Raw genomic sequence first — 25317 nt, forward strand, 5'->3', positions numbered from 1 at the left:
GTTGATGATTCGTCTGGCGCGCTTTGGCGCCCGCAAGAAGCCGTTCTACCGTGTGGTTGTGATCGAAAAGGACCGTGCGCGCAACGGGCGTTCCATCGAGCTCGTCGGCACCTACAACCCCCGCACCAACCCTGCCACTGTCGACTTTAAGCGCGATCGCATCGACTACTGGACCAGCAAGGGTGCACAGCTCTCCGAGCGCGTAGAGAAGCTGCTCAAGGCCGCCCCTGTGGCGCCAGCGGAAGCAACGGCCTAGCTTTCGGGCCTGGCTCGTTCGACTGGTTCACTCCAGGACGAGCGGCCGCGCCAATGATCCTTCGCTTCTCTCTCTACCTACCTGACTCGCATCGCGTAGCGCCCCTTCACCGGGGCGCCGCTTTTTGTGTAAGCGATCAAGTGAAAATGCGACTCGGCGCAGGCTCCGGTTATTCCCTCCGCATCGTCTATGTGGGACTATTGCGTTGCGGCGACAAGCTGGTACTATTGCGCCACTTTGAAGCGGAGTTGCCCCATAGTGGAGGCTCTTCAAGGTTGGAGCAGCAGGTATGAGCGACGAGCGAAGCATCCCGGCAGTTGGGGCGGACGATACACATACGCTGGTGACGCAGATCGCGCGTGCACTGGTGGATCATCCCGAGGCAGTGCTAGTACAGGCTGTGGAACGTGAAGAATGCACCATCCTCCGCCTTCATGTTTCCGAGTCCGATATCGGCAAGGTGATCGGCAAGCAGGGGCGCACAGCGCACTCGCTGCGCACCATCCTGAGCGCCGTCAGCATGAAGTACCATCACCGCTACACCCTCGACATAGTCGAGAACAACCCGGCGCCGCACGCCGTCCCTGCCCCGATGATGTCGCCGGAGCCGCCCGCGTAGCTCGCACGAATAGACACGAGACCTTGCCCAGCCAGTCCAAACGCACCGACACGCCCCCCTTGTCATCGCACGCCATCGCTCCGGAGCCGGCAGAAGCGTGGCTGCGCGTGGCCAGCATCGTTCGCCCGCAGGGCCACCGCGGCGACGTGATCGCCGACCTGCTTACCGACTTTCCGGAGCGCTTTGCAGACAGGCCTGCAGTAGCGCTGCGACCGGCCGGCGCCACGGTGCCGACGCGCCACGTCACGGTCACTAGCTACCGCATGCACCAGGGTCGCGTGGTGCTGCACTTTGACGAGTGCGCCACCATGAACGACGCGGAAACCCTGCGCGGGCTCGAGGTGGTGATTCCCTGGGAGAAACGCAAGCCTCTCCCCGAGGACGAGGTGTACATTGCGGAGCTGTCGGGCTGCGTGCTGATCGACACCTGTTCTGGTCGAACGGTCGGCACCGTGATCGACGTGGATCGTGAGACCAGCAACAGCGCGCTACTGGTGGTTTCCCCCGTGCTCGTCGGCCGCGAGGAAGCAGAGATCGAAGGCGCGAACAGTGCCGGCGAAGAACTGCTGATCCCCTTCGTGAAGGCTTACAAGCCCCGGTGGGATCTTAAGGCGCGTACCCTGCACATGGAGCTTCCGGATGGCCTGCTGGACCTGACGGCGGAGTTGTCAGCCGCGCCGGATGAGCCTCGGGACGCAAGCTCCGACTAGGCAATCGCGACGCCCGCAGCCCGGCAGCAAAACCAGCAGCACGCAGGAAGAATCACCTCCCATGCGCTTCGACATTCTCACGATCTTTCCTGATTTCTTCGGGGTGCCCACTGCGAAGAGCGCCGCCGGCACCGGCATCTTCGGCTCCGGCATGCTGCGCCGCGCCTTGTCGGACGGGCAGGTCGAAGCCCACGTGCACAACCTGCGCTCGTTTGCGACCGACCGGCACCACACGGTGGACGACCGCCCGTTCGGCGGTGGCGAGGGCATGGTGCTCAAGCCGGAACCCTTTGCCGCGGCGCTGGAGTCGATCGGCGTGCCGTCAAAAGCCGAGCGTGACCCGTCCAGAACGCTTGTGCTGCTGCTCTCGGCCCAGGGCCGCACGTTTACGCAGGGGGTGGCGCATGCGCTGGCCCGCGTGGAGCGGGTGGTTCTGCTGTGCGGCCGCTACGAGGGCGTGGACGAGCGCGTATCGACGCTGCTGTGCGATGGGGAAATCTCGATCGGCGACTATGTGCTGACCGGCGGCGAACTGGGCGCAGCGGTGATCGTCGACGCCGTGACCCGGCTCGTGCCCGGCGTGCTTGGCAATGCCGCCTCCAGCGCGTTTGAAAGTTTTGGCGTTGCCGACACGCTGCTGGCCGACACACACTCGCCCGCGGCTTCGCCCCGCGCTACCCATGGCGCGGGCGGCTTGCTGGATTACCCGCAATACACGCGGCCGCCCGAGTTCGCGGGGAGCGCCGTGCCCGAGGTCCTGCTCAATGGCAACCATGAGCAAGTGCGGCGCTGGCGGAGAGAAAAGGCGCTCGAAAAGACATGGCGCAACCGCCCGGACCTGCTGGAGCAGGCCGAGTTGAGCCCGGCGGACCGGGTGTTCCTGGCGTCGCTCGCCGCGCGGCAAACGGCCTGATCATCCCTGCGTTCGAGTCTTGGTGGCAGGCCTTTTTCGGAGCGAAAAGCCGGATCAAGGCAGCCGTTGCAGCGCCTGGAACTGCGGCAACCCGCCCAACTTCTGCTACACTGAGGATTCGGTTCGCGCCCGGCAATCCAGACCGTAGTGCAGCAGCTGAAAATACGATCAAGTTCAGGAACAGCCCATGTCTATTCATCCAGTGATGCAGCGCCTTGCCGATAAGTTGAAGCGCACCGATCTTCCCGCATTTGCCACCGGCGACACCGTGCGCGTCCAGGTCAAGATCAAGGAAGGCGAGAAGGAACGTCTGCAGGCCTTTGAAGGCCTCGTAATCGCGTTCAAGAAGGGTCCGCAGGGCACCTTCACAGTTCGCAAGATGAGCTTCGGCCAGGGCGTCGAGCGCATCTTCCCTTTCAACTCCAAGGTTGTCGACAAGGTCGAGAAGCTCCGTTCGGCCAAGATCCGCCGTTCGAAGCTCTTTTACCTGCGCGGTCTGCGCGGCAAGGCTGCCCGCCTCAAGGAAGTCGACCGCTCCTAGTTTGCAAGAAGCAGCAGGCATCAACACAAAGGCGTCTCCCTGCGAGACGCCTTTTGTGCGTGGCGGCTCTCTGCTTCCCGCTTGAGCCCGACGCTGGGCCGGTCCTCGACGGTCCTCTACACTGAAATCGATGGCTGCTCCCACAACCCCTGCCCGTTCGCGCCGGCTTCCTGACGCTGAAGTCTCCAAGGCCACGCGCAAGCTGCGCATGCTGCAGACCCTTTGCTGCGATGACAGCTTCGAGCGCGCGGCAATCTCCGAAGGCGCTACACGGATCGCGGGTGTCGACGAGGTGGGACGCGGCGCGCTGTTTGGCCCCGTGGTCGCCGCCGCCGTGATCCTGCCGCTCGACTGCAACGCCGAGGCCCTGCAGGCTGCGGGGCTGCGCGACTCCAAGCAACTGCTCCCCGAGGAGCGCGAGCGCCTTGCCGCCATGGTGCGCGCGTGCGCCGTCGCGATCACCATCCGCGAGATCGACGCGGCCACCATCGACCGGGTCAATATCTACCAGGCCACCAAGCTCGCGATGCTGCGCGCGGTGGAGGACCTTGCACCCGCGCCCGATCACCTGCTGATCGATGCGCTGCGGCTGCAGCATCCGTGTCCGCAGACCAACATCGTGTACGGCGACTCCCGCTCGCTGTCGATCGCTGCCGCCTCTGTGGTGGCCAAGGTATATCGCGATGCGCGCATGTGCGCGCTGCACAAGCAGTACCCCGTGTACGGGCTGCACGAGCACAAGGGCTATGCCACGCCGGAGCACCAGAGGGCCTTGTTGCGGTATGGCCCATCGCCGCTGCACCGCCGCAGCTTCCGCCCTGTGTGGGAGGCGCTGCTGCCCTGGGACGCGCATTGCTGATAGCTTGAAGAACAGCGCGCACCGCGTGCACAAAGGAGACCTGTTGCCGCGACGCTTGATGTGCCTGACTGCCCACCCGGATGATGAAGCCGGCGCGTTTGGAGCGGCCCTGCTGCTCGCCGCCGAACAAGGAATCGAAACATCCGTGGTCTGCCTGACCGAGGGCGCCGCCGGCTCCTACCGGCAGGAAGGCCAGACCGATGAAGAACTCGCTGCATCCCGTCGCGAAGAGTTTGTGGACGCCTGCCATGCGCTCGCAATCGATGAGGCCCGCCTGCTGAAGTATCCCGACGGGCAGCTCTGGGAGCAGCCGTTTCTGTCGCTCGTGGGCGTGTTTGTGGAAGGCATCCGCCGCTTCCGGCCGCATGTGGTGCTGACCTTTGGCGGTGAAGGCGGGGTCAATCTTCATCGCGATCACACCACCGTTTCGCTGGCAGCGACCGCGGCGTTTCACTGGGCGGGACGCTCCGGATTCTTCGCCGAACAGCTCGAGACGCTTCCCATCTGGGCCCCACAGAAGCTCTATTATGCCGCCACGCAGTTCCTGTCGACCCGCGACGAGGAAGCGCAGCGCGGAGGCACCATGCCGCCTGTGTCACTCTCGCTCCACCTGGATGACGCGCTGATGGAGCGCAAGCTCGCCGTGTTCGGCAAACACACGTCGCAGCGCGGCGTGATCGAGCGCGTGCGTGCGCAGTTTGGCGACCAGATGAACCGCGAGGATTACCACCTCGTCGCGACGCGGACACCCGTGACCGGCGTGGAAGAGGATTTCTGGGGCGGGGTCGTGCTGGACGCGTAGCAAGTTCGAAATCGCCTGCGCGGCTGGCGGTCCCTGAACAACGAAGAGCAGCCATTCTCCGAGAGGACCCGGGAATGCCTGCTCTTTTAATTTTCGGATACCCGCCACGAAGTGGCCGCCTCCCGCGCAGGGGGTCTTGCTTTACCGGGGAACCAGGACACTCCCGGCCAGAGCGCCGCCTTCGGATTCGCTCAAGCCGCCGAACCGACGGTTGCGGGCGCCAAATGCCTCGATGGCTTCCAGCAGGTGGGAACCGCGAAAGTCGGGCCAGAGACGCTCAGTGACGAAGATCTCGGTGTACGCGATCTGCCAGAGCAGGTAGTTCGAAATCCGCATTTCGCCCGAGGTGCGGATCAAGAGGTCAGGGTCGGGCATATCGCGCGTGTACAGGTGCCGCTCGATGTCGTGCTCGGTCACCTGGTCGGGGCGCAGCAGACCCTGCTCGACCTCGCGGGCCAGTGCGCGCACGGCGTCCACCAGCTCGGAACGCGAACCGTAATTGAGGGCAAGCGTCAGGGTGGTGCCGGTGTTGCGGCAGGTCGCTTCCGCAGCCCACTCCATGCGGTCGCGCACCTCGGAAGGCAACTCGGCGGTGCGCCCGATGTACTGGATGCGCACGTTGTTGTCGTTCATGCGTTCGACGTTGCTGGCCAGGTAGCTCGACAGCAGCCGCATCAGGAACGACACTTCGAGACGAGGGCGGCGCAGGCTGTTCTCAAGCGAAAAAGCGTACAGGGTCAGCCAGGGCAGGTTGATGCGTGACGCGGTTTCTACGACGAACTGGACCGACTCTGCGCCCTGCTTGTGCCCCACAAAGCGCTTCATGGAGCGCTTCCCCGCCCAGCGCCCATTGCCATCCATGATGATGGCTACATGCTCGGGCATACGCGTGGGATCGAGACGGCGGAAGATAGCCAACTCTTCCGCGGAAAGTTCATGAACGCGGCTGGGCTGCTGCAGTGACAACGGGCGACCTCAGTGTGACCGTAGCATAGCTTGCGGGTGCCCGCAAAGCGGGCGGGGCCGCGTGGAAACACCGAAGGAAGCACGGCTCGAAACAACCACGCAAAGCGAAGCACCATGTGGGAAACAGGGGGCCGAGCGCGAACGATGCATGGGCGCGGCGCTACCCCGGGGCGGCCCAATGGGCCAGGCGCGCGCGGGGTGGGACGGGACATACACCCGGCGCTACGCCCGCATGGTCTGCAGGCGTACGCCCTCGCGCGCGCCGTCCCTCGCCATGTCGCGTGCGTGGCTCAGCAGCACCTGCTGCTGAAAAGCATTGAGCCGGCTGCACAACGGCAGAACCTCGCACAGGAATGGATCGGACAGCACGTTCGCAAGCGCTTGTGAGCGACGCGAGCGTGCGTCGTGCAGCAGTTCGCCAACCTCCGCCTCAAGCGCAGTGGCCAGCCGCTGCAGCGATGACAAAGTGGGCATCGCCTTGCCGTTTTCGATCTTGGAGATGTAGGTACGGGGAACGTCCATGCGGGCGGCAAGCTGTCGCTGGCTGAGTCCGCGCGTATGCCGCAGGGCGCGCACGGCGCGGGCTACATCCAGTTCTTGGGTGGGGGCGGTCGCGTGCAGTTGCGGCTGCATGGCAGCTACGGCAGGCTCTTCCACTTCGAGCGGCTTGTGGCACCGTCGACAGAAGCCGCTGGTGGTGCGAAACTGCACCAGTTGGCAGCGTTCGCAACGCAGAACCTCACGCGCGACCTCGTGCAGCATTGGGGTGGCTGGGGTGCTTACCATGAGTTGTCTACGGGGCGCCAGAGCGGGCGGGCCGTACGAGTGCTAGCACGCGGGCCAGCTCTCGGCTACAGGGAACTTCTCAACCTTGCGCCCAGGTACCCCGGTTGTCAAGTGGACGGCCGCAATCCCAAGTTACTTTCAGCATAGGACCCAGAGAAAGCAGGAACAGCCCTATGAACCAAGGCCACACGCACGCAGATGCAACGTCCGATGCCGTGTCGGCAGAACAGGAATGGTCGCGCGCCCGGGCTCTTCACCTGCTCGAAACGTACACCGAGTCCGCAAGTCTGCGGAAGCACGCGCTAGCAGTAGAGACGTGCTGCCGCGCCTACGGTGAGCAGGAGGCGGCGCGTCTCGGCCTCGATGCGGCCGCTGCCGGCGCGCTGGCCGAACGCTACAGTGTGACTGCACTGCTGCATGACTTTGACTACGAGCGCCATCCCTCGCCCGAGGAGCACCCGTTCGTCGGCGTGCGCATCCTTGAGGAACAGGGCTGGCCTGAGGAGATCCGCACCGCGATCCTGGGGCATGCGAACTACTCGGGCGTGCCGCGCACCACGCACCTGGCGAAAGCGCTGTATGCCTCGGACGAGCTGAGCGGGCTGCTCACAGCCTGTGCGCTGGTGAAGCCGTCGCGACGCATCGCCGATGTAGAGCCGGCCGGCGTGCGCAAGAAGATGAAGGACAAGGCGTTTGCGCGGGGAGTCAGCCGCGAAGACGTGGTGGAAGGCGCGGAAGAACTGGGCATCGACCTCGACACGCATATCGCCTTCTGCCTCGCCGCCATGCAGCGCAACGCCGAAGCACTGGGCCTTTAAGGAAGCGCCCGAGCCGCAGGTCTGGTTCGAAAGAATGCGGTCATCTCAAAGGCCGCCTTGTCATCCTGAGCGAAGCGAAGGACCTGCGGTCGACACCGATCGACCCACCAGGCCGACCGGAGCAACAAAGACCCAGCCGGGTATGCTGAACCCATGGCACCCGCAGCAACGCAGCGCAGACGACCGGCAACCGCACCGCGCAAACGAGGCCGGTCCCGCAAGCAAAAGACCTCGTCCTGGCTCCTCTGGTGGCCGCTGCTGCTGGCGCTGGTGGCCACGCCATTTGCAGTGCGCGCAGCCAGTGTGCTGGTGCTCTCAGGCCCGGGCGCGCTGCGCCTGCTGTACCCGTGGGTCACGCTGATCCAGCTCCACGGCGCTCGCCTGGGCCTTGGCGCGCTTGCGCCGGAGCAGCGCGACACGCTCGCGCAGTGGATGATGTGGGCGCAGTTTCCTGTCTATGGACTGCTGGCTTCGCTGGTTGCGAAATGGCGCGGCATTGTCGCCGGGCTGGTTGTTGCGCTTCTGCTGCACGGCGCAGGCGTTGCCGCGGCGAGCCTGCTGGCGCGCTAGGCGAGCGCCGGGCGCGCTACAAAGCGCCCTGGTCCGCCGCGCGCAGCTCCGCCACCACGATGGCTGCTACTTCCTTGGCCTCGTCATAGCGGTCGGGCGGGAAAGAGATGGCCCCGACCCGCGCATGACCGCCGCCGCCATACCGCTCGCAGATGGCGGCCAGGTTAACGAGCTTCTCCGGCGTCTTGATCAGTGGCGTCCACGGGTTCGTACCCACGGCAACCTTGGTGCGAAAGCTCGACCGCGACAGGCCCACCGAGTAGGTCGCCTCGGGATGCAGGTAGTACGGGATGAACTTGTTGTAGCCCTCGAGCGAGCGGTCCGCGAGATCGAAGAAGATCGTGCCCTGCTCGAGCTTTGCCCGCTCGCGAATGATCTCGATCGCCTCGCGATGCTTCTGCAGCAGCGGCGGCAGGAGCTCAGCCACAAACGGCTGCTCCAAGATGTCTTCGAGCGACTGGGTGCCCAGCAAAGGGATCAGTCGCGGCACAAAGCTGTCATCGCTGGTGGATTCGATCACGAGTGTCAGCCGCATCGCTGCTTCGCGCATCTCCACGGCTGCCTGCGCACTCTCGTAAAGCGCGCCGTCCACGATATCGGCCCAGTGCACCAGCGAGGCCACTCCCGAGCGATCGAAGCCGAAGCGCTCCGTCACCGTGTCGGCAATGAACGAGGTGCACGAGGTGTAGTGTGGGTCGTAGAAACGGCGGTCGCGGAAGTTGCTCGTCGGATCCGCAAGCCCCTGCTCGTAGGAAGCATGGTCCTCGGGCGAAAGAAACGCGCTGAGGTGGTGATCAAACCACCACGTGACCCTGGGCGAGGGCGAGTACTTGAAGTCCACGATCGCGTTCTCGTCGCCGGTAAAGGCGGAGTCGTCAAACAGCGAGCCCGCGCGGTGCATCAGCGCCTGGTACTCATAGGTTGCCGAGGGATCGATGCGCTCGCGGTGGAAGCGGGTAAACAGTGCAGCGGAGCAGGCTCCGTCGAAGCAATTCCCGTGATAGAAAACACGAACCGTCAATGCGGCGACTTCCTTTCGGTGAACTGCCCGCCCTGGAGGCTGAAGGCACGAATCTACTAGGATGGCGGCGCAGGGACGGCCTGTCAAGTCAGGCAGCGCGCACCCGGACGGTGGGGATGAAAAGTTAATCCCGGCTCGACTCTGTGGCGCGCGCGTGCACCTTCCGGCAGAATGGCCGCACGATCAAAAGTGAGAGGACACAGACAGGATGCAGGATGGACCGCCCCAGACTCCCCACGACCTCACTCGAGGTGACGTCGCAGCGCCGGGCACTGCCCGGGAACCGCAGCATCCGCTGGCCACCCGCAGCCACATCCTGTTTGGCGCGCAGGGGCTACGCGCCGGCTGGGCCTGCCTGCTGTTCCTGGCGATCCTGGCCGCGCTTGGCTTTGCACTGCGGGTGGCATCGCAGTGGCTGTTTGCCGCGCACTCCGGCTCGCATCCGGCGCAGCACCCTGCCGCGATCACGCCAGGCGTGATGATGCTCAGCGAGCTGCTGCTGGCTGCGGCCGTGCTGCTGGCCACGCTGGTGATGGCCCGTATCGAGGGCCGTCCATTGCTGAGCTTTGGCCTTCGCGGCCTCAACACGGCACGCGCGGTGGGTGGCCTCCTCGCGGGCTTCGCGGCCATCTCGGCGCTGGTGGGCTGGCTCCGGGCACAACACCTGCTCGTGCTTGCCGGGCCAGTGCTGCATGGCAGCCCGGCGTGGAGCTACGCCCTGCTCTGGGCTGCGGCGTTTCTGCTCGTGGCGGTTGCCGAGGAAACCATGCTGCGCGGCTACCTGCTGTTTACCCTGGCCCGCGGCATCGGCTTCCCTGCCGCCGCCATCGTCATGTCGATCGCGTTTGGTGCGATCCATGGCGTCAACCCGGGCGAAACGGCGGTAGGCCTGTTTGCCGCGATGGCGGTGGGGTTGCTGTTCTGCCTGTCGATCTTCTATACGCAGTCTCTCTGGTGGGCGATCGCCTTCCACGCCGCGTGGGACTGGGGTGAAAGCTTCTTCTGGGGCACGGCCGACAGTGGCACCGGCGTGGCCGGGCACCTGTTTACGTCGCAGCCCACGGGGCCGACGCTGTGGAGCGGCGGTGCTACCGGGCCGGAGGGCAGCGTGCTGGTGTTCCCGGTGCTCGTCCTCGTGGCGTTGCTGCTTTTGCTATGGCAGCGTCGTCGAGGCCGCGCCTTCCGTCCCGGCTCCGTGGTGGTTTCCTGAGACTTGCCCTGTGGGTAGGCTGTGACGAAAGACGACCGCTGATGGTCGTTCCCGGGCACCCTCGCGCTCCGTGGCATCTGCTGGTGAACGCATGCGCCCGCTCACAAAAGCACGCATTCCGGGGTGAGAGAATCACCACGTGATGCGCGACAAACCCGTACGCCCTGCCCGCCCGTTCTCGCCTGCCCGCATCGTCCTCTTTCTTGGTTCCATCCTTGGCGTCGTCGCGCTACTCGCGGTCGCGGTGGTTCTGGGGCTGCACCATCGCATGCAGGCATCGCTGGCACCGCTTGACGGCACGCTGCATGTCGCAGGGCTCAACAGCCGTGTCACGGTGCGCCGCGATGCGCAGGGTGTGCCGCATATCGAGGCCGCCTCCCTGGACGACCTGCTGTTTGCGCAGGGCTGGGTCACGGCCAGCGACCGCCTGTGGCAGATGGACATGGCGCGCCGCCTGCCTGCTGGTGAGGCCGCCGAAATCCTCGGCTCCAAGCTCGTGCCGCATGACCGCATGGAACGCACGCTGGGCGTGCGCGACGTCGCCGACCGCATGACGGCCGCCCTGCCGCCGGACCAGCTCCACCAGCTCGATGCGTATGCCCGCGGCGTCAACGCCTATATCGCCCAAAGCACGCTGCCGGCCGAGTTTTCGCTGCTACTGTACAAGCCCCGTGCCTGGAAGCCGGCCGACTCCATGCTGGTGGCGCTCTCGATGGGGCAGATGCTGGACGAGCGCTGGCAGGCCAAGCTCAAGCGGGAACAGCTCACCGCGCGGCTGGCCGCCCACGGCAACGCAGCGCTGGCGCAGGATCTGTACCCGATTGGCTCCTGGAGGGACCACCCGCCCGTGCCAAGCGCCCCGGCGATCAGCGACCCGCAGATCGTGCCACTGGTTCCGCTCGACCCATCGCAGGTCCGCAACACGGCTCCAGCGCTGCCGGCCACGCCACCACCCGGGGAGCCGCGCCTGCTGCCAACCGATGCGCTGCTTGCCCTGTCCAACCTGCCCGGCGCAGCCGAGCGTTGCCCCGGCTGTCGCCCCGGCTCCAACGAGTGGGCCGTGAGCGGGGCACACACGGCCAATGGCAAGCCCATGCTCTCCAACGACATGCACCTCGAGCACCAGATTCCTGACCCGTGGTACGAGTCGGAGCTGCGCGCCGGCAGCTTTCACGTGGCGGGCCTCAGCGTGCCCGGGCTGCCGTTAATCTCGGCCGGCCACAACGATCACATCGCGTGGGGTTCACCGCGATGGGCGGCGATGTGCAGGATGTGTACGTGGAACAGCTCAACCAGCACGGCGAGGCCCGGGTGGTGGCTGCCGATGGCTCCGTGCACTGGCAGCCGCTGACCCATGAGCACGAACGCATCAAGGTACGCGGCGGCAGCGATGTGGAACTGGATGTGCAGCGCACCGCACATGGTCCGATCATCTCAGCACTACTGGGCTCCCTGCCGCTCGACCAGGCGCAGACCCAGAACCGGGTGTACTCCGTCCACTGGAACATCTACGACACCAGGGCCGCGGGGCTGCCGCTATACGCGCTCAATACCGCCACGGACTGGACCAGCTTTCGCGCTGCTCTTTCCACCTGGTGGGCTCCCAGCCTCAATGTCGCGTATGCCGACGATGCCGGCCACATCGGCTACCAGGCCGTAGGGCTGATCCCGATCCGCGCCGGAGGGCTGCAGAGCGCGCCGATCACGCCCGGTGTCACCAGGGCAGCGCCACCCCAGCCTGTTGTGTCTCCACTCGCGCCCGAGGCCCTCAACGGTTCACCCACGCCGCAGTCCGCGGCGCAAACAACACCGGGTGCTCCACAGCCCGCGTCTGAAATGTGGGAAGCACCACAGCCCGGCACTTCGACGGTTCCGACCCAGCCCGCTCCCTCCACCCCGCCGGCGGTGATCGGCGAGTGGACCGGCTATATCCCATTCGAGGCCATGCCCGCCGTGCTTGACCCGGCGAGCGGCATCGTCGCCACTGCCAATGCCCGGGTTTCACCCGACGGCTACCCGTACCAGTTGAGCCTGGACTGGGCCGCGCCGTACCGCAACGAGCGCATCTGGAAGCAGCTTACCGGCGCCCAGGCGCTCACCCCGGCTGCGATGCTGCGGCTCCAGACTGACGTGTTCTCCGAGGTGGACCAGGAGATCGCCGAGCGCCTGGCTTATGCTGTGGACCATGCCGCGCACCCAACCGCGCGGGCACGCGCCGCTGCTGACCTCCTGCGCTCCTGGGATGGCGTTCTCGCCACCAATTCGCCTGCGGCCGCGATTGTGACTGCGACCGAGAAAGCTTTCTGGCCTGCGGTGCTGGAAGCCAAGGTCGGCGATGGCTGGAAGCTCTATGACTGGTCCGAGTCTGCCTACGCGCGCGAGCAGATGATCGCGCATCAGCCCGCCGCGTGGCTGCCGCCCGCGTACCGGAACTGGAACGACTTCCTCGCAGCCCTGGTGGATGGAGGACTCAAGGACGCACCTGCCAAACTCAGCACCTGGCACTACGGCGATACCCACACCATCGCGATCGAGCACCCGCTCTGGAAGCTGCTGCCCGGGTTCCACGCGGGTATCGGCCCGCTGCCGCAGTCGGGTGACCCCACCACGGTGAAGCAGGTGTCAGGCGAGCTGGGCCCGTCGCAGCGCTTTACCGCCGTGTTGGGCGACCTCGACCAGTCCACCGAGAACATCGTTGCAGGTGAGTCCGAGGACCCGGCCAGCCCGTACTACCGCAACCAGTGGCCTGCCTGGTACGGCGGCACCACGTTTACGCTCCCCTACTCTGCCGCTGCCGTTGCTGCTGCGGCGCAACACACGCTGCTGCTGGTTCCCTGAGCCTGCCGCGTCCACTGTCCGCGCGCGGAGCAACAAGAAACCATTGCGCTCCCCGCGCCCCGGCGTTGTTTCACGCGGACGCTCTGGGGCTGCGCGATGCGCCTGTTCGGCGAGGCGCGGGCTCAAGCATTCCTGACAGCAGCAGGGCACGAAATGCTTCGGCGCCTCCGCCGGTGTCGGGCCCAAGTGCACGCGCGACCGAAAGCCACCGCGCCAGCTTCAGCTCCCGCGCATACGCAAGCCTGAGCGTGCCGAGGGCGAGCTGGTTGCGCACGGCCCAGCGCGACACAAAGGCCACCCCGAGGCCGGCTTCGACCGCACTCAGCAGCCCTTCGGTCGAATCGAGTTCCATGCTGACCTTGAGGTCTTTCGCCCTGAGACCCCGGGCCGCCAGCGCCTGCTCGATCACGCGGCGCGAGCCGGAGCCGAACTCGCGCAGCAACAGCGGCTCCTCGCGCAGCATCCCGATGGTGACCTCCTCGCCGGCCCACTCGTGCGCCGGCGGCACTACCAGCACCATGTGGTCTTCCATGAAATGCTCGATTTGAAGATCCCGGCGGCGGTCGGGTCCTTCCACCAGCGCGAGCTGGATTCTGCCCGCAACCAGCGCGTCCAGCATGGTGTCGGTGTTACCGCTTTGCGTGGTGACACGCACCCGGGGGTGGCTCTTGCGAAACGTTGCGATCAACGCCGGCAGCAGGTACTGCGCGATGGTCTGCGAGGCGCCCAGCGCCAGCTCTCCACCCTGCTGGCCGCAGGCTGCAGCCACGGCTGTGCTTGCTTCCTCGGCGAGCGCCCGCAGCTTTTCGGCGAACGGTACCAGCGCCCTGCCGCCCGGCGTCAGCTGCACGTGGCCTCCACCACGATCAAACAGCGCCACGCCAAGCTCGTCTTCGAGCGCCTTAATCTGCTGCGTCACCGCTGGTTGCGTCAGCAGGAGTTCCTCGGCAGCGCGGCTGAAATTAAGGTGCCGGGCGACGCTGCGAAACACGTGGAGGCGAAAGTTCTCGATCATGGGGGCCTGCTCTCACCTGCTAACTTACCTGCGTGGCGGCTGCTAGATCGCGATCAGGTGGGAGTAAATAACGGCGAGCGAGCCGCAACCGACCAGGATCCACAGCACTACGCCCTGCAGCAGCGGCCGAAAGCCCACCTGCCGCAGCGTTTTGCGGGAGAAGCTCGTGCCGATCAGGAACAGGGTTGCGGCGAGTCCAAGCTTGCCCAGGTGGGTCAGGTTGCCGTACACCGGGGCGGTGGGAACGAGGCAGGTGCTGGCGACCGAAGCCCCGATGAACAGCAGGATGAACCATGGCGCCCTGACTTTGGCCGTGTGCTGGCGGCCGGCTTTTGCCGCCGCGCGGCGTACCAGTGCAGCGGTCACGAGCGAAATCGGCACGATCCAGAGAGCGCGCGCCAGTTTCACCGTGGTGCCGATGGCGAGCGCCTGGTTGCCGTATTTCGCCGCGGCGCCTACCACTGAACTCGTGTCGTGGATAGCTAGCGCTGCCCACAGCCCGAACTGGTTCTGGCTCAGGTGCAGCCACCAACCCACCGCGGGAAACAGAAGCAGCGCGACGGCGTTCAACAGGAACACGGTGCCCATGGCAACAGAGATCTCTTCCTCGCTGGCCTCGGTGATCGGGGCGAGTGCCGCAATTGCGGAACCGCCGCAGATCGCCGTACCCATCGTGATGAGGTAGGACGCCTTGCCGCCGATGCGCAGCAGCTTGCCGAGCAGAAGCCCCAGCGCGACCGCCATGGTGATGCTGACGGCCGTGTAGCCGAAGCCTGACCTGCCCACCCTCAGCACCTGCTCGAGGTTCATGCCAAAGCCGAGCAGCACCACGGAGACTTGCAGCAGCAGCTTCGCAAGGGTGCTGGCTTCGCGCCGCAGCGGGTGCTCTCCGGTGAAGCCGTACGCGATGCCTCCCGCGAGCGCCACTGGTGGCGAGACGAAGCCGCTCGCGGCAAGCAGCAGTCCCAGAAAGAACAGGATTTTGGCATCCATTTGCCTGCTGAGTTGCTTGCAGGAGTCTTCGACCACTTCCTTCTGCTCGGCCAGTGCCGCGCTTGCTGGGAGCCGCTCGATCGCCCGTTCGTCGAGAAACATGGCCGGCGCGAATGCCGAGCGGCACAGGGTGGCGGGTTCGCTCTTGGTTGGGCCGATCGGCAGGGGCAGGGTCTGAATCACGGTGTGTCCTCTGCTCCCAGACTGAGCGCGCGGGTTCGGCGCGTCCAAGTCAAAGAAGTGATCGGGCATAAGCAGATCTTTGGGTCGTGGCTGTGGAGCTTGCGGAGGCGCGGGGAAACAACGAACGCGCGTGTTCCGCGTGGCAATGCAGGGCGTACCGCAGGCAGCGACGCTTCATCCCTAGGGCGCACGCGGTGCCCGTGGCAGGGGCTGTGTGGCGGCAAGTGCTTGTGGCCTGTGGCCGCACGATTGAGAAAGACAGCGCGCTGCCGCCGTGGCTGCTTTCGGCGGATCCTGATGCGATAGCATGTGTAGCGAGCGAGGTGTGCGCACGTTCCCGGCAGCAAGCGCCCGGGGACCATCGCGACAGGCGGCGCAAATATCGGAGCAGGCAGGGGTGAAGTTACGATCAGGGTGAATCGACTCTGCAGGCTCCGTTCGGGCTCTACCCTGCTGGCCCGCGCGCGACCCGCGCGCTGCGCCGAGGGGTTTTCTTCTTGAACCCGCGCCAGGCCTTTGCCCGCATGCCAGCCACCGGTCACGCATGCCGCGCGTGAGGCGCCAGGCTGCCCGCTGGCTGCTTCCGCCAACCGTCGGATTGATCGCCGTGGTGCCTTTGCTGCTCCATGGCGCCTCGTGCGGACACGACTTCGACTTCCACCTGCAGAGCTGGTTTGCGGTGTGCGCCGCCTGGCACGACGGCCTGCTCGCGCCCCAATGGGTGCCGGGCGCCAACTACGGCGCGGGCGAGCCGCGCCTGCTGTTTTATCCTCCGCTTTCGTGGCTGCTGGGCGCCCTCCTGTCGTTGCTGCTGCCCTGGGCGCTGGTGCCCGCTGCGTTTACCGCGGTGTGCGTGGCAGGCTCCGCCGCTGCCATGCACTTTGCAGTGGCGCGCACCGCAGGCCCGGCGCGCCGCCTGCGCTGTGCCAGCCTCGCAGGCATGGTGTACGCGCTGTGCCCCTACCTGCTGTTTACCGGCTTTGAGCGCACCGCATTCGGCGAACTGCTTGCCGCCGTGTGGCTGCCGCTGCTGTTTGCCGCGGTGCTGGCACCCCGGTGGTCGCCGGCGCGCATCGGCGTTCTGGTCGCGGCACTCTGGTACACCAACGCGCCGGCAGCCGTGATGGGCTGTTACCTGGTTGCAGCGGCCACCCTGTGGCGGGCCGGGAGCACGTGGTTCCGCGCCCGCCGTGCGGAGCCCGAGCCACTGGACTACCCGATGCCCGCCTCCGGGATCTGGACACTCAACGTACCCTGCAGCCCATCGATGCGCCGCAATCCACCGCCGTGGAAGCGTGCAGGCCGCTGCTTGCTGCAGGGCATTGCCGCGCTTGCACTGGGCTGCGCGCTGGCCGCTGACTACCTTGTGCCCGCCTGGTACGAACAGCGTTTTGTGGAGATCCAGCGCGCCGTGGGCTCCGGCATGCGCGTGGAAGACAGCTTCTGGTTTGAACGCACCGGCGAAGCCTTTCACGACCAGGTACTGCACACCGCCTCGGTGATCGGCGTCGCGACCTTTGCCGCCGCTGCGCTTGTAGCTGCCGCGCTGCTGGGTCGCCGCTTTCTTCGCAGCCGAGGAGGCCGACTCGGGGAACTCGCACGATTGAAGCCGTCTCTTGCGGCCGCTGGCATCGGCCGGGGCATCACGTTCAGTCCCGCTGCACTGCACACGCCAACCACCTTTCTGGCCTCGCTGATTGCTGCCTGCGCACTGCTGCAATTGCGCTGGAGCGCGCCGCTGTGGCACCTGCTGCCGCAGTTGCGCTTTCTGCAGTTTCCCTGGCGGCTGCTGCTGCCGGCAAGTGCGGCCACCGTGTTGCTGGGCGCTCACGTTGGCGCAAGAGCGAGCGAGTGGCGCGGCGCGGCGATCCCTGCTTTTCCAGCAAACCCGGGCGATCGTCGCCGCGCCTGGCTCCCGGGCCACGCTCCCACCCTTGCATGCGCGTTGCTCGCCGTGGTCTACGTTGCGGGCAGCGTTGCGTGGGCTGCGCACACCCGCTACCAGCCCTGTGACGACGAAGACAACGTTGCCGCACAACAACAACTGGTCCGCACCGGCGCCGGCTTTGAAGGCACAGACGAGTACACGCCCACGCATAGCGACAATGGCGAAATCCAGCAAGGACTGCCTGTGGTGCGCCTGCTCCCGCAGGCCGATGCCGACGAAGGCGATGACACCGCCACGGCCAACCCGGCGTGGACTGCGCCCGCGCCACTCACCCCGGCCCCGCAGCCGGCTCCCCGAGTCGACATACTCCGGTGGAAGCCGGAACAGTTCACCGTGCGCATCACGCCCGCGTCGGGTCCGGCGGCACCGTTCGGAACAACGACCCCGCAGCGTTACGCCGTGCTCCGCCTGGAGCGCTACCCTGCGTGGTCCATCCTGCTTAATGGGGCGCCCTGCGCTGCCAGATGCGTGCCGCGCGAGGACGGACTGCTCGCCGTGGAGCTGCCGCTCTCGCAGCCGGCCACGATCACCGGCAGCTACCGGGCCACCCCCGACGTTTGGCTTGCACGCGCTCTGAGCGCCCTCGCGGCTGCCGTGCTGCTGTGTGTGCTGGCGCGCCGCCGCTGCGTCGGGCGCGTGCCCCGGTTGCGTCTTTCGGGAGCCTGACGGCACCGAGATGGCAACTCGGGGAAACGAATTGCCGGCTGGCATGCGCCGTTCCTGTTTGCGTAAGCCGGCGGCCTGACACTGCCAGACGTCGGGGCCAAGTCAGCTATGATGAGACGGAAATGACCCCTGATGTGCAAAGCCTGCTGCGCGCTGGTGCCGCGGCGACCGATGCCGCGCTGGAGCGCCTTCTTCCCCCAGCCACCGCCATTCCGCAATCCATCCATGCAGCAATGCGCCACAGCACCTTTGCCGGGGGCAAACGCCTGCGGCCGGTGCTGGCCATCGAGGCAGCCCGCGCCGTCGCGGGCGTCGTCCCCGCGGGCGTTGAAGAGCTGGGCGCCGCGCTTGAGATGCTGCACACCTACTCGCTGGTGCACGACGACCTGCCTGCGCTCGACAACGACGACCTGCGCCGCGGCAAGCCCACCTGCCACGTGGTCTTTGGCGAAGCCATCGCCATCCTCGCGGGTGACGCATTGCAGACCCACGCCTACCGCGTGCTGGCCGGCATCGCCTGCCCGCCAGAAGCGCGCATCGAGATCATCCGCCGTGTTGCCGAGGCAACCGGCACCGAGGACGGCATGATCGGCGGCCAGGTGCTCGATCTTGAGGGTGAAAACACTGCCGCTACCGCGGCTTCGGTGGAAGCAATCCACCGCGCCAAGACCGGCGCCCTGATCCGCGTCAGCGTGGTGGCAGGCGGGCTCTATGCCGGCGCCAATGCCGAGCAATGCGCGCTGCTGACCACCTTTGGCACCAAGGCCGGGCTTGCGTTCCAGATCGTGGACGACATCCTGGATATGACGCAGACCTCGGAACAACTGGGCAAGACCGCCGGCAAGGATGTGGCTACCGAGAAGGCGACCTGGCCTGCCGTGCATGGTCTGGAGCAGGCACATAAAGACGCGGAACGCCTGGTTGAGGAGGCTTTTGCCGCGTTGTCGACCTTCGGCCCGCATGCGGACAGCCTCAAGGCCGTGGCCAGCTACCTGGTGGAGCGACAGCACTAGCGCGCCCAATCGTTCAACGCCTGTGTCGGCAGGTGCAACAATAGACACAGCGATCCATGCACGTGGCAAGCGCGGGCCGTGCCGTCAGAACGGGTGCCCCATGTCTCGCTCCTGAGACGCGGGAATCAAGAAAGACGGCGCCGGGTGTTACAAATCTACCCTGCGCCCACTCCGAACCCGCTGCCGGCCGAACCAGCCAAGAACTTTGCAATGAAAATGGGAGAACCTGTCCATGCCTCTCACTGAAGACGACGTACGCACCGCCCTCCGGGACGTGAACGACCCGGAACTCCCGGTCAACATCGTGGATCTCGGGCTGGTCTACAACGTCACGGTCGAGCCCGACCCGGATGCGCCAGGCATGCTGCCGCGGCAGAAGGTGCACGTCGTGATGTCGATGACCACGCAGGGCTGCCCGGCGCACGCGATGATCATCGAGCAGGTGCGCAATCGGCTTGGCGGCATCCAGGAGATCAGCCTCTGCGACGTGGAGCTGGTGTGGGAGCCGGCCTGGACGCCGGACCGGATCAGTCCCGAGGCGCAACGCAAGCTGGGCATCGCTTCGTAGAATCTCCGGAGCAAGCGAAAGCGGCTGGTGAGGGGCACGATCCGTGCCGCCTCACCAGCCGCTTTCTGTTTCCCGATCGACTGCTCAACGCACTCGACTCACTTGCCCCACTTGACCGCGCCAGGCTATCCCTGGCGACCCATCGTCTCGCGCAGACGGGCGGCCTGCTCACCTACCCGCTCGATCATGCCCTCCGCCTTGACCAGGAAGTCCTGCCCCTGGCGAATGTAGGCGGGCAGCTTGCTCCACAGCTCACGCGCTTCTTCCGGCTCTTCCAGCAGCGTCGTCGCCGCGCCCGTGGCGGCCACGATCAGCGCCGCCTGCTTGCGTCCCGTGATCAGCAGAACCGCTCCCGCAACCAGCGAGGCCGCGGCCACCTGGTGCGACCAATGCACCTGCTTCACAGCTGCCAGGGTGTCGCCGTCGGTGTGTGTCGAAAGGTTCGTTGATTTCATCTCTGTTAGCTCCTCCAGTCACCCTGTGGGATGCGCGATGCTGCGTTTCGGTGCGAATGCGGGTGCAGAGCTTTGCCCCGCGGGCCCACCCATCTGCATTTATGCGGGTCAATCCCGATTCGTGCAACTCAATCCAGGTCAAAGTCGCGCAAGGGCCGGTCCGTCACGGGCGACTCCTTCGCCTTGCGAAGCGCCTCGGCAAACCGCTTGGCCATCACGTCTTCCTTGTTCTTTTCAGCATCCACTGCCTGCCGGAACAACGACTCCTTGCGCTCGTCGCCTTCCCGCATGGCTCGCGCCGCCGTTTCGAAATCCTCGAACGTACGCTTGCGCGGGGCGGGGGTGTGCGCGATCACCGCCCGGGTCGCGGGATCGATGCGCAGCATGCCTCCGCACTCCGGGCAGCTCACATCAAAAGGCTCCGTCCCGCTCCGCATCTTGTCTGCCATGTTGCTCGATCCTCACTTCCCTGGATGCATTCACGCGCTGGTTCCGGTTGAGATGCGGCCGGCTGCCGGGGAGCCGTGTCGCCGCTGTTTGCATTGGCGAACGCGTCTATCGCCTTCGAGCGACTGCGCCGCGATCCGACTGCGCAGCACCTGCGCGAGCCGGACGCTTAGATGGTGAGGAGCTTGTGCCCCGGGCAATCGCCACCGGCGGAGTCCACCAGCAGCGACACCAGGGCGCTGCCATGTCGCGCCAGCTCCGCGGAGGCGCCGACGGCGCGCTCCTGCAGGTGGCCACCGGGGTACACCGCAGCATACAGCGCGCTGACCCGGCGCCGGATGCTGCCATCCCGCTCCAGCTCACGCTGCGCGGCCAGGCGGCGCAGGCGGTTGAGCTGGTAGCGCATCTTGCTCGCAGCCACTGCGGCAGAGCGGCCCAGCGCTTCATCGAGCCCGGTCATCCAGGCCGTGAGTGCGTCCAGCTCGACCGACATGCTGCTGCCCACCGCGTGGAGCCGCTGCTTGGCTTCGAGCGGCATGGCGCGCGCGCCGACGCGCTGGGTGAGCTCGTCCTTCGGCATCCGGAAGAGCTCCGGCAGGTCAATGCCGTCATGCTCCAGCACCTCGGCCTGCCTGGCGCTGATCAAGGTGGCACTCAAACGGGGCAGCACCACCGTGGAACGACCCAGCAGGCGCTCATGCAGCACGCCATTCTGGGCAAAGTAGGCGATCTCCGCCGGGCCGCCGATGTAGGCGGCGGTGGGCAGGATCGCATCCTGGAACACCGGCCGCAACAGTGCGTTGGGGCTCAGCCGCTCCGGCTCGGTGCCCAGGATCTCCAGCAGTTCTTCGGTGGAGTAGCTCGTGCTTCCGGCGGTCCAGCTTCCGTTGCCGGTGCGCTTCAGGGGAAGACGGGTATGGGGTGCATTTTCAGCACCGCCCGCCAGCAGAAACAGCAGGCTGGCGCCCGGCTTGACCAGCACCTGCTGGTGGTAGCCCTGTTGCTCCAGCAGCTGGCCGCGCTCGAGCAGCAGCGTTTCCAGCTCGGCAGCCTCGGTAATGGCCCGACGCAACACCGGGGCACCCAGCGCATGCGCGGCACGTCCCGCCGCGTCCATAACGACCAGGCCCTGCTCACGAAATGTAGCAGCCAGCCACTGCGCGAATGCCCCAGCGAAGGTTGCTTCGGGCCGGTAACATCGGCGGAGCAGTTCGATCTCCGCACCATGGCCCAGCAGCGCCGCGGCCTCGTTGAGAGCCGCGTCTATGCTCGCACCCAGCCGCAGGGCGCCCACGGGCGCGCCGGAGGCACGGTCCGGGTGCTCCGTAAGTCGCACGGTGTGCAGGGTGCCGTCCTGCGCGGGCAGCACCACGTGGTCAATCTCGGCAAAATCATGGTCTTCGGTCGCCAGCCAGAACACCGGCACGTGGGGAATACCCGTTGCGGCGGTGGCATCCTGTGCCAGGCGTACGGCCGTGGCGGCCTTGTGCAGGGTGTAGAGCGGGCCGCCGAACAGCGCTACCTGCTGGCCTGTGACCACCGCCCGCGCACCGTGGCGCAGCTTTTCAATGTTGGCCATCGCTGGCGAGCCCGCGTGGCAGGCATCGTTCTGGGCAGACAGAAGGGCGGCCAGTTCCGGCCTTGGTACGGACACGGGCGCGTCCTGGTGCATCCATCCCCGGCCTACGGGAGAAGCCGGGTAAAACGCCCCGGCGCGACCTTCAACAAACTCTGCAAACAAGCGGGAAAGCCCCGGCAGCACAGCAAGGGGATAACAGGCACCGGCCACAGGGCTTCCTCCATCTACTCCGTCCCAGTTTCTCACGACCGCTCCGGCGCCCTGCCCCGTCATCTCATCCCATACATCGGCTACCGTGGCAGAGAATAGGAACAATCGAGGAGCAGGCATGGCAAAGAAACTGAAGCACGCAGAGCAGCAACAGCAGCAACCCAAGCAACAGCCAGAACAGGCGGCAGCCGGAGCGCCCACCGCGTTGCAGCTCCGGGCCGAGGGCAAGGCAGAGATCCTCTCCTCCCATGTTGCCTACGAAGGACCCTTGTTCAAGGTCTACAAGGAAGAGATTCGCGAGCCCAACGGCCATGTCACCAACCGGGACGTGATCCGCCACAACGGATCGGTGGTGATCCTCGCGGTGGATTCGTCTGGCAAGAAGGGCAAGAAGGATCCGGTTGTCATCATGGAGCGGCAGTACCGCCATGCGGCCGGCCAGTACCTGTGGGAGCTGCCCGCGGGCAAGATCGAGCCCAACGAGGAGCGGCTTGCCGGGGCCAAGCGCGAACTCGAAGAGGAAACAGGCTACGCCGCCGAGACCTGGACCGAGCTGGTGCGCTACTACGCGAGCCCCGGCTTCCTGGGCGAGTGGATGCAGATCTACCTTGCCGAGGACTTGACCGCCGGTACCGCCCGGCCGGAAGCCGATGAGACCCTCGACATCTATCCGCTTCCCCTCTCGGAGGTGGAGGACCTGATTGCCGCCGGCCAGGTGCTCGACGGCAAGACCCTGATTGCGATCAGCGGGTACCGCCAGCTACGCGCCACACGCAAACAGGCCGCAAAAAAGAACGGCAAACACCACAGCAAAAAACACTGAGCTTCGTCCAAGCGGACAGCCCTGCGGTGTCGCAGCCGGCACGCGAAACCATCCGCGCTGCCGGCCCGTCTGAACTCTGCAGGCAGGCTGGGCTCCCCCCAACCGCAATCTGCGCACAGGAAGGCTCCTCAGGTGGCACAGTTCAAGGGCAAAGTGAAGTGGTTCAACAACGCCAAGGGTTTCGGCTTCATCGGCAGGGACGATGGGCCGGATGTGTTCGTACACTTTTCCGCGATCCAGATCGAGGGCTACAAGAGCCTGAAAGAAGGCGACGAGGTTGAGTTCGACGTAATTCAGGGTCAGAAGGGTCCGCAGGCCGACCAGGTCGTCCGGCATCGCGAGATCGCCTGACGCTATCGAGCGCACCGTACCGCAATGCACTTTCAGGCCGGGCGCAGCACTTCCTTCCGCCTTGCTAGCCTGAAGCAGAACCGGGTGCCCCATGTCTCGTGTCTGAGACGTGGGAGTCACTCCGGGCGCCATGCTGGAATTGCTGAACGCGCCCCACCCTCGCACCTGTTTAACCGTCGGCGACACCAGGGAGCAGAAGCAGGCCGTCTTCCGGCAGATCGCCGATGCGCTCCATAGCCGACACGGTGTCCGGCGTAAAGATGTATGCACCAGCCCGCTTCCGGTGGTACCGCGGAGACTGGCCGCCCGTAAAGAGTTTTGTCCAACACACCCATCCGGATTGCACCCAGCCATGACCGGCGCGCTGCCTTTCTCAGTACAGTAGAAAGCGATGGAAAACCGCTTGATCGCCGCCATGCTCGAGGAAACGGCGGATCTCCTCGAGATCTCCTCGGCCGACCCGTTCCGCATCCGCTCGTACCGCCGCGCTGCCGAGGCCGTGGAAGCAAGCACCGTGCAGTTGCATACGCTGGTCGAGGAGCCCAAAAAGCTGCTCGCCATCCCCGGCATTGGCAAGGGCATGGTGGCCAACATTCTCGAGATCGAGAAGGCCGGCACCTTTCCGCTGCGCGAAGAGTTGCTGCTGCGCTACAAGCCCACGATGCTGGAGCTTTTGCGCCTGCCCGGCATGGGGCCCAAGTCCGTCGCGCTATTTTGGGACGCGCTGCAGGTCGGCTCGATTGAAGAGCTCGAAGCTGCGCTGGCAGATGGTCGCGCGCTTGCGCTGCCGCGCTTCGGCCAGAAGGGTGTCGATAAGCTCCTGCAGGGCATCGCCGACTACAAGCGCAACAACGGCCGCTTCCAGATCAATCACGTCGAGCAGGCCGCCGACAAGCTGATCGAGTATCTCGCCGCGTTCCCTGGCCTGACCCGTATTACGCCGGCCGGGTCGCTGCGCCGTGGCCGCGAGACCGCCGGCGATCTCGACATCCTGGTGACCGGCCCGGCCTGCGCGGAAGAGGCGGTTGCCGCTGCTGTCGACTACACCGCGGCCTACCCGCTGGCTGGCACGATCCTCGCAAAGGGCGCCAACAAGGTTTCGTTCCGCATGCGCTCGGGCCTGCAGGTGGATGTGCGCCTGTTGCCCGAGGGCTCGTTCGGTGCGGCGCTGCAATACTTCACCGGCTCCAAGACGCACAATGTTTCGATTCGCCAGCGCGCTCTGCGGCGCGGCTACACGCTGAGCGAGTACGCCCTGGCGCGTGTTGAGGACGGCTCGTTTGTGGCCGGCGCCGGCGAAGAGGAGATTTACTCCGCGCTCGGACTGGCGTGGATTCCGCCCGAGCTGCGCGAGAACAATGGCGAAATTGAACTTGCCGAGAACAACAACCTGCCCAGGCTGATCGAACTCAGCGATATTCGTGGCGACCTCCACATGCACACCGACGCTACCGACGGAAAGAACACCATCCGCGAGATGGCCGAGGCGGCCGCGGCGATCGGCTATGCGTACATCGCGATTACGGATCATTCCAAGCAGCTCGCCATGACGAACGGTCTCGATGACGAGCGCGCGCTGCTGCACATCGCGCGCATCCACGAGGTGGACCGCGCCATGGAAGGCCGCATCCGCGTGCTGCCCGGCATCGAGGTCGATATCCTCGCGGACGGTTCGCTCGATCTTTCGGACGACGTGCTCGCCCAGATGGACATCGTGGTCGCAAGCACCCACTCGCACTTCGCGCAGCCCGAGCAGGAGCTGACCGAGCGCTTGCTCCGCGCGGTCGAGAACCCGTATGTGCGCATCCTCGGGCATCTCACCGGGCGACTGCTGCTTCGGCGGGAGCCCATGCGTTTCGACATCACCGCCGTGCTCCGGCGAGCGGCGGAGGTCGGCTGCGCCGTCGAGCACAATGCCTCGGCGGAGCGGCTCGACCTTTCCGACAACCACCTGCGCCTGGCCCACGAGCTGGGCTGCCCCATCGTGATCAACACCGACGCGCACCAGTGCTCCACGCTGGGCAAGCTGCAGTACGGCATCCGCCAGCTGCGCCGCGCCGGGCTTACCGCTGCTGACGTGCTCAACACCCGCTCCTTTGACGCTTTCCTGAGTGGACTGCGCCCGCGTCCCTGAAGCGCTTCTCTCCCACGCACTGC

At 66.0% G+C, this 25317-nt stretch carries 25 protein-coding genes and 1 pseudogene; 17 read left to right on the forward strand and 9 right to left on the reverse strand.

Features of this window, described 5'->3' with window-relative positions:
* Positions 1–4: 4 nt before the first annotated feature.
* From rpsP to D1Y84_RS02770, 7 genes are all read left to right on the forward strand, one after another.
* The gene (gene rpsP / locus D1Y84_RS02740; protein ID WP_124849893.1) at positions 5–256 is read left to right on the forward strand and encodes a 30S ribosomal protein S16; all 252 of its coding nucleotides are present in this window, start codon (positions 5–7) and stop codon (positions 254–256) included.
* Between the two features lie 289 nt (positions 257–545).
* Positions 546–875, forward strand: a complete 330-nt coding sequence (locus tag D1Y84_RS02745) for a KH domain-containing protein (protein WP_124847157.1) — start codon at positions 546–548, stop codon at positions 873–875.
* Between the two features lie 23 nt (positions 876–898).
* Positions 899–1585 carry a ribosome maturation factor RimM gene (rimM, locus tag D1Y84_RS02750; protein WP_124847158.1) on the forward strand — a complete coding sequence of 229 codons (687 nt, stop codon included), beginning with the start codon at positions 899–901 and terminating at the stop codon, positions 1583–1585.
* A 61-nt stretch (positions 1586–1646) separates the two neighbouring features.
* The gene (trmD, locus tag D1Y84_RS02755) at positions 1647–2498 is read left to right on the forward strand and encodes a tRNA (guanosine(37)-N1)-methyltransferase TrmD (RefSeq protein WP_124847159.1); all 852 of its coding nucleotides are present in this window, start codon (positions 1647–1649) and stop codon (positions 2496–2498) included.
* Positions 2499–2685: 187 nt separating this feature from the next.
* Positions 2686–3039: a 50S ribosomal protein L19 gene (rplS, locus tag D1Y84_RS02760; RefSeq protein WP_124847160.1), complete on the forward strand. Its 354-nt coding sequence runs from the start codon at positions 2686–2688 to the stop codon at positions 3037–3039.
* A gap of 130 nt (positions 3040–3169) precedes the next feature.
* Positions 3170–3898: a ribonuclease HII gene (locus D1Y84_RS02765; RefSeq protein ID WP_233581032.1), complete on the forward strand. Its 729-nt coding sequence runs from the start codon at positions 3170–3172 to the stop codon at positions 3896–3898.
* 43 nt (positions 3899–3941) lie between these two features.
* Positions 3942–4700 (forward strand): PIG-L deacetylase family protein, encoded by a 759-nt coding sequence (locus D1Y84_RS02770; RefSeq protein WP_158615281.1) that lies wholly within the window; start codon positions 3942–3944, stop codon positions 4698–4700.
* 141 nt (positions 4701–4841) lie between these two features.
* Here D1Y84_RS02770 and D1Y84_RS02775 read toward each other — a convergent pair whose 3' ends face one another.
* Positions 4842–5618, reverse strand: a complete 777-nt coding sequence (locus D1Y84_RS02775) for an isoprenyl transferase (RefSeq protein ID WP_233581034.1) — start codon at positions 5616–5618, stop codon at positions 4842–4844.
* 270 nt (positions 5619–5888) lie between these two features.
* Positions 5889–6452: a helix-turn-helix domain-containing protein gene (locus D1Y84_RS02780; protein ID WP_233581036.1), complete on the reverse strand. Its 564-nt coding sequence runs from the start codon at positions 6450–6452 to the stop codon at positions 5889–5891.
* Between the two features lie 173 nt (positions 6453–6625).
* On the opposite strand from D1Y84_RS02780, the gene D1Y84_RS02785 reads away from it, so the two are divergent.
* Positions 6626–7270: an HAD family hydrolase gene (locus D1Y84_RS02785; protein ID WP_233581038.1), complete on the forward strand. Its 645-nt coding sequence runs from the start codon at positions 6626–6628 to the stop codon at positions 7268–7270.
* A gap of 153 nt (positions 7271–7423) precedes the next feature.
* Positions 7424–7840 carry a hypothetical protein gene (locus D1Y84_RS02790; RefSeq protein ID WP_124847163.1) on the forward strand — a complete coding sequence of 139 codons (417 nt, stop codon included), beginning with the start codon at positions 7424–7426 and terminating at the stop codon, positions 7838–7840.
* 16 nt (positions 7841–7856) lie between these two features.
* On the opposite strand, the gene D1Y84_RS02795 is transcribed toward D1Y84_RS02790, so the two are convergent.
* Entirely contained in the window at positions 7857–8861 is a 1005-nt protein-coding gene (locus D1Y84_RS02795) for a phosphoesterase (RefSeq protein WP_124847164.1), read from the reverse strand.
* Between the two features lie 208 nt (positions 8862–9069).
* Here D1Y84_RS02795 and D1Y84_RS02800 point away from each other — a divergent pair, with 208 nt between their 5' ends.
* Together D1Y84_RS02800 and D1Y84_RS18810 are read left to right on the forward strand one after the other, a co-directional pair.
* Complete coding sequence (locus D1Y84_RS02800) at positions 9070–10071, forward strand: CPBP family intramembrane glutamic endopeptidase (RefSeq protein ID WP_124847165.1); 1002 nt, start codon at positions 9070–9072, stop codon at positions 10069–10071.
* A 268-nt stretch (positions 10072–10339) separates the two neighbouring features.
* Positions 10340–12909, forward strand: a pseudogene (locus tag D1Y84_RS18810) (penicillin acylase family protein).
* A gap of 70 nt (positions 12910–12979) precedes the next feature.
* Here the strand turns inward: D1Y84_RS18810 and D1Y84_RS02815 are convergent.
* Together D1Y84_RS02815 and D1Y84_RS02820 are read right to left on the reverse strand one after the other, a co-directional pair.
* On the reverse strand, positions 12980–13924 hold the full coding sequence (locus tag D1Y84_RS02815; RefSeq protein WP_124847168.1) for a LysR substrate-binding domain-containing protein: 945 nt from the start codon (positions 13922–13924) through the stop codon (positions 12980–12982).
* A 42-nt stretch (positions 13925–13966) separates the two neighbouring features.
* Complete coding sequence (locus D1Y84_RS02820; protein ID WP_370245692.1) at positions 13967–15100, reverse strand: YeiH family protein; 1134 nt, start codon at positions 15098–15100, stop codon at positions 13967–13969.
* A 544-nt stretch (positions 15101–15644) separates the two neighbouring features.
* Here D1Y84_RS02820 and D1Y84_RS02825 point away from each other — a divergent pair.
* The 3 genes from D1Y84_RS02825 to D1Y84_RS02835 all read left to right on the forward strand — a co-directional run bounded on the left by D1Y84_RS02825 (position 15645) and on the right by D1Y84_RS02835 (position 19295).
* The gene (locus D1Y84_RS02825) at positions 15645–17714 is read left to right on the forward strand and encodes a hypothetical protein (protein WP_124847169.1); all 2070 of its coding nucleotides are present in this window, start codon (positions 15645–15647) and stop codon (positions 17712–17714) included.
* A gap of 122 nt (positions 17715–17836) precedes the next feature.
* Positions 17837–18727: a polyprenyl synthetase family protein gene (locus D1Y84_RS02830; RefSeq protein ID WP_124847170.1), complete on the forward strand. Its 891-nt coding sequence runs from the start codon at positions 17837–17839 to the stop codon at positions 18725–18727.
* A 232-nt stretch (positions 18728–18959) separates the two neighbouring features.
* Positions 18960–19295 carry a metal-sulfur cluster assembly factor gene (locus D1Y84_RS02835; protein ID WP_124847171.1) on the forward strand — a complete coding sequence of 112 codons (336 nt, stop codon included), beginning with the start codon at positions 18960–18962 and terminating at the stop codon, positions 19293–19295.
* A 125-nt stretch (positions 19296–19420) separates the two neighbouring features.
* On the opposite strand, the gene D1Y84_RS02840 is transcribed toward D1Y84_RS02835, so the two are convergent.
* The 3 genes from D1Y84_RS02840 to bshC form a co-directional block, all read right to left on the reverse strand.
* Positions 19421–19750 carry a hypothetical protein gene (locus tag D1Y84_RS02840; protein WP_124847172.1) on the reverse strand — a complete coding sequence of 110 codons (330 nt, stop codon included), beginning with the start codon at positions 19748–19750 and terminating at the stop codon, positions 19421–19423.
* 128 nt (positions 19751–19878) lie between these two features.
* Complete coding sequence (locus D1Y84_RS02845; RefSeq protein WP_233581040.1) at positions 19879–20199, reverse strand: hypothetical protein; 321 nt, start codon at positions 20197–20199, stop codon at positions 19879–19881.
* Between the two features lie 167 nt (positions 20200–20366).
* Positions 20367–21986, reverse strand: coding sequence for a bacillithiol biosynthesis cysteine-adding enzyme BshC (gene bshC / locus D1Y84_RS02850; protein WP_124847173.1), 1620 nt, complete (start codon positions 21984–21986; stop codon positions 20367–20369).
* A 118-nt stretch (positions 21987–22104) separates the two neighbouring features.
* Here bshC and D1Y84_RS02855 point away from each other — a divergent pair, with 118 nt between their 5' ends.
* Positions 22105–22809 (forward strand): NUDIX hydrolase, encoded by a 705-nt coding sequence (locus tag D1Y84_RS02855; RefSeq protein WP_124847174.1) that lies wholly within the window; start codon positions 22105–22107, stop codon positions 22807–22809.
* A 132-nt stretch (positions 22810–22941) separates the two neighbouring features.
* Positions 22942–23160, forward strand: a complete 219-nt coding sequence (locus D1Y84_RS02860) for a cold shock domain-containing protein (RefSeq protein WP_124847175.1) — start codon at positions 22942–22944, stop codon at positions 23158–23160.
* A 169-nt stretch (positions 23161–23329) separates the two neighbouring features.
* Here the strand turns inward: D1Y84_RS02860 and D1Y84_RS17820 are convergent, their stop codons facing one another.
* Positions 23330–23491 (reverse strand): hypothetical protein, encoded by a 162-nt coding sequence (locus D1Y84_RS17820; protein ID WP_158615282.1) that lies wholly within the window; start codon positions 23489–23491, stop codon positions 23330–23332.
* A gap of 60 nt (positions 23492–23551) precedes the next feature.
* Between D1Y84_RS17820 and polX the strand changes: the two genes are divergently transcribed.
* Positions 23552–25294: a DNA polymerase/3'-5' exonuclease PolX gene (gene polX, locus D1Y84_RS02865; protein ID WP_124847176.1), complete on the forward strand. Its 1743-nt coding sequence runs from the start codon at positions 23552–23554 to the stop codon at positions 25292–25294.
* The last annotated feature ends 23 nt before the right edge of the window (positions 25295–25317 follow it).

Origin of the sequence: Acidipila sp. EB88 (assembly GCF_003858395.1) — a bacterium.
In the GTDB taxonomy this organism is placed as follows: Bacteria; Acidobacteriota; Terriglobia; order Terriglobales; family Acidobacteriaceae; genus EB88.